Below are 4,592 nucleotides of genomic sequence, written 5' to 3' on the forward strand. Positions count from 1 at the left end.
ACAGAGCATACTTATAAAGTATGTTTGATACTCATATTGCTGGTGGTTTTAGCGAAGTGGTAATACCCAGCTCCATTCCGAACCTGGAAGTCAAGCACTTCTGCGCTGATAATACTGCAGGGCCCCCTTGTGGAAACGTAGGTCGCTGCCAGCTCTTGAGTATATTTCTACTAAAGCTTACCTTTACCAACTTATCTTAGTTGCTAATGGTAAGCTTTTTTTTTAGCTCAGTTTTCTTGGGGCTTAGCTTCTTTATTAATTTATTCTTTTTATACTAACTTTTTTGCCTGCATAGCTCCAACGGTAGAGCAATTCCATGGTAAGGAAGAGGTTACTGGTTCAAATCCAGTTGTGGGCACCACCTCAAACCTTATTTCTTTTTATTATTTGCTGTAGTAATTTCCAATATCCTATTAATATTATTATCCCTATATAACTAAATTGCATTAGTGTTAATGATTTTTGAGCCATTATAAAATGTATTGTTATAAGAATTAAACTTAAGTATATAAGTTTATGATAACTTTGATATATTCTAAATAGTCTATTTGTGGAAGTAATTGCCATAAATACTAAGATTACGAAGGCAATCATACCTAAATATATAAATGGTTTATCTATTGTCTCTTTTATTAAAAATTTAACATCAAGTTCAGCATCTAATACAAGAAAATTTAGAAAGTGAACTAAAGCATAAAAAAAACCATATAATCCTATCATTCTTCTATATTTTATTAAATTATAATGCTTCTTTATTAAAGAAATGCAAATTGTAAAAAATAGTATAACAGTAGCTGTAACACCACTAATTGTATAGATATATTTTATTGGATCTTTTACATTTTGAACTAAAAAAAGTTCATAACTAGCAAATATAAAAGGAGTTAGTAGTAATAAAAAAAGTAAAAACCTTTTCATAATAATCCTTTAAAAATATTTTGTTAAATCCATACCTTTATATAAATGGGCAACTTCTTTTTCATATCCATTAAACATAAGAGTTTTTTGTTTGAAAAACTTTCCTAAAACTCTTTCTCTTTTTTGAGACCATCTTGGATGATCTACATTTGGGTTTACATTTGCATAGAAACCATACTCTTTTGGATTTGATTTTTGCCAAGTATTTAGAGGCTCTTCTTCTACAAATGATATTTTAGCAATTGATTTAATTGATTTAAAACCATATTTCCATGGAACAATAAGTCTTATAGGTGCTCCATTTTGTTTTGGCATACTTGAACCATATAATCCAACTGCAAGTATAGATAAATCATTCATTGCTTCATCCATTCTAAGTCCTTCAACATAAGGATACTCGACAGCTGGAAAAAGCATATTTGCTTGGTCTGGGAACATATCGTCATCAAATAGTGTTTCAAACCTTATATACTTAGCTTTTGAATCAGGATTTACATACTTTATAAAGTCGCTTAATTTAATACCAACCCATGGTACAACCATTGACCAGCCTTCAACACATCTAAATCGATATATTCTTTCATGTAGAGTGAATTTTTTTATTAAATCATCAAAATCAATTTCTATCTCTTTATCAATTAAGCCATCTATTGTAATTTTCCATCCATTTATATCAAGAGTATGAGCCATATATTTTACTCTCTCTTTTGATGTAGTAAATTCATAGAAATTGTTGTATGAAGTTATTTGTTCATAAGTATTTAGTTCTAAGTTGTTATTTACAGCCTCATTGTATTTTAGATTTTTAATAGGAAGATTCTCTTTTGCAAGTGCTTCAACAATTGCAGCAGAACTAACTATAGAAGCTGCTCCTAATTTAATAAAGCTTCTTCTTTTATCGAATAATTCTTTTGGAGTAATCTCTTTTTCATCTAATTGCCATGATGGTTTTTTTAAATAGTTCATTATAAATCCTTAATATTAATACTTATAATGAATTGTAAATTATTTGTGTTAAGTTAATGTGTAGTTAAAATAGAGGAAACCTCTATTTTATTTATTTGATTGCGTTAAAAACTGCTTCGTAGTTTGGTTCATCTGTAATATCTTCACAAATCTCTTTATGAATCACTATACCTTCTTCATTTGTAACAAAAATTGCTCTACAAGTTACACCTTGAAGGGGACCATCTGCTACTAAAACTCCATAGGCATTTGCAAAATCTTTATTTCTAAAGTCACTACCCACTTTTAAGTTTTCTATTCCTTCTGTTGTACAAAATCTTCCTGCTGCAAATGGTAAGTCCATAGAAACTACAACTACTTCAACATCTGTTTGTACTGCATCTTCATTGAATTTTCTTGTTTCTTCTGCACAAACAGGAGTATCTAAAGAAGGTACTGCTGCAATAATCTGTGCTTTACCTCCAACTTTTACCTCTGATAAGTCATGTGCAATAACTGTAACTTTTGGAGCTTTATCGCCAATATTAACTTCATTTCCAGCTAAGTTAACAATATTTCCTTTTAATTTCGTTGTTGCCATTCATCGAACCCTTTTTAAAAAGTTTTAAAAGATTGTATCTAAATTAAAAATATAATGAACTTATGAAGATTCTGATATTATTAAATAATATTATTTAAAATAAAATTTATTACATTTTTAATATAATTATATACTCCTATTGAAGGCTTTCTTATGAAAAATATTTCTATCCGTGCGAAGTTAATTTTATTATTTATTTTAATAAAAATCATTCCTTTACTTATTATTGTTTTTATTGCTTATGAAGGTGTAATGAGATTAGAAACATATTTAAATGATAGTACTAGATATCTTTTTAATGAAAATAAAGAAATCATTTTAAATACTGCAAATGAGTCTATTGAAGATAGCGTAAAGTATCTAGATAAAAAATCTCAATTGTCTTTAGAGAGACTAAGTTTTGAAATAGCAAATAAAGTTGCAGACTTTTTATATGAAAGAGACAAGGATTTACTTTTTTTATCAAAAGTTGATATCAATACAAATATTTTAAAAAGTTTTTATGAGACAAAAAATAGAGATGTGATTTTACAAGAAGAGTATATCTATGATGATAAGAGTAGTTCTTGGGTACTTAAAAATGAACCTAAAAAGGCAGAAAGAGAACAAACTACTGCAAGTTTAAAGGATAATGAAAAAGAGTTTAATTACACAGACCCTTTATATTTAAAGAAAAAATCAATACCAATATATAAAGAAGTCGTTTATTTTGATTTAAATGGTAATGAAAAGTTCAAAGTTTCAAGTATCAATAAGAAGCTTAATAATATTTCAAATAGAAAGAACACATATATAAACTCAGAAAGATATTTTGAAGAGATAAAATCTTTGAAAGAAGGGGAAATATATGTTTCTGATGTAATTGGTGAATATATAGGAACTAAAGTTATAGGTCCTTTTACTAAAGAAAAAGCTAAAAAAATGAACATTGCTTTTGAACCAGAAAAATATGCTAACGCAGGAAAAGAGAATCCTGTTGGAAAAGAGTTTGAAGGAATTATAAGATTTATAACTCCAGTATTTAAAAATGGAATAAAAAAAGGCTATATCTCATTAGCATTAGACCATAAGCATATTATGCAGTTTACAGATACTTCTAATCCTACAAGTAATGATGCAATTCAAAGTATGCCAGATGCGAAAAATGGAAACTATGCTTTTATGTGGGATTATGAGGGGAAAAATATTTCTCATGCAAGGGATTATTTTATTTATGGCTTTGATAAAAATACAGGTAGAAGAGTTATGCCTTGGTTGAGTAAAGATGTTGCTCAAAAGTTTGAAAGTTCAAATAAAGAAATAAATGAGTTTTTAGAAACTTATCCAAAGTTTGAAGAACAATCATTAAAAAAGAAACCTAATATTGCTCAATTAAAAGTAGATGGAAATGTTGGTTTAGATTGTAGATACTTAAATTTTGCTCCCCAGTGTGAAGGTTGGATGCAACTAACCGAAAATGGGGGATATGGCTCTTTTGTTATCTTTTGGAGTAATGTTTGGAAACTTACAACTGCAGCAGCAATTCCATATTATACAGGTAAATATGCAGATAGTAAAAGAGGTTTTGGTTTTGTAACTATTGGAGCAAATGTAGAAGAATTCCATGCTGCAGCAAATGAGACAAAAAGAAGTATTACTAAAATCTTAGAGACTCAAACTGAAAATATGAAAGAAGTAGTTGATGAAAATAAATCTGAGATAGGGTTATTTATAAAATCTTTAATAAATGAGTTATCAATTGTTACTTTGATTATGATTGTTTTGATTATCCTTATTGCAATGCTTATCTCTAAATATATTACTTCAAAAATAGAAAAAATTTTAGAAGGAACAAGAAGATTTGCTAATAATGAGTTAGACTATAGATTACCAGTAACTTCAAATGATGAAATAGGTAAATTAGAGATTTCATTTAATAATATGGCGGAGCAAATTAAGAGTTTAATCTCTTCTCAAATAAATGCAATCGAAAAAGCACAAAAGGCGGATGAGGCGAAGTCAACGTTCTTGGCAAATATGAGTCATGAAATAAGAACACCACTAAATGCAATAATTGGTTTCTCTGATATTCTTAGTAATTCAAGTGAATTAAAAAGTGATAATAAAAAACAAGCACAAATTATTCAAA

Annotated in this window: 4 protein-coding genes, 1 tRNA gene and 1 rRNA gene; 3 read left to right on the top strand and 3 right to left on the bottom strand. The window is 28.3% G+C overall.

Translation table 11 applies throughout. The annotated features are described in order from the left end of the window. The first annotated feature begins 38 nt into the window (after positions 1-38). Positions 39-154 (top strand): 5S ribosomal RNA (gene rrf, locus CRV03_RS13830). Between the two features lie 131 nt (positions 155-285). After that, a tRNA-Thr gene (locus tag CRV03_RS13835) sits at positions 286-361 on the top strand. A 2-nt stretch (positions 362-363) separates the two neighbouring features. On the opposite strand, the gene CRV03_RS13840 is transcribed toward CRV03_RS13835, so the two are convergent. The 3 genes from CRV03_RS13840 to tpx form a co-directional block, all read right to left on the bottom strand. Next, complete coding sequence (locus CRV03_RS13840) at positions 364-918, bottom strand: sulfite oxidase heme-binding subunit YedZ (protein WP_129085731.1); 555 nt, start codon at positions 916-918, stop codon at positions 364-366. A 9-nt stretch (positions 919-927) separates the two neighbouring features. Then, positions 928-1,884: a protein-methionine-sulfoxide reductase catalytic subunit MsrP gene (gene msrP / locus CRV03_RS13845; RefSeq protein ID WP_129085732.1), complete on the bottom strand. Its 957-nt coding sequence runs from the start codon at positions 1,882-1,884 to the stop codon at positions 928-930. Positions 1,885-1,975: 91 nt separating this feature from the next. Beyond that, entirely contained in the window at positions 1,976-2,464 is a 489-nt protein-coding gene (tpx, locus tag CRV03_RS13850; protein ID WP_129085733.1) for a thiol peroxidase, read from the bottom strand. Between the two features lie 153 nt (positions 2,465-2,617). Here tpx and CRV03_RS14330 point away from each other — a divergent pair. Beyond that, positions 2,618-4,592: histidine kinase dimerization/phospho-acceptor domain-containing protein (locus tag CRV03_RS14330; protein ID WP_129085734.1), on the top strand; the 1,975-nt coding region annotated here is incomplete at its 3' end.

Source organism: Arcobacter sp. F155, from assembly GCF_004116455.1.
Taxonomy (GTDB): Bacteria; Campylobacterota; Campylobacteria; order Campylobacterales; family Arcobacteraceae; genus Halarcobacter.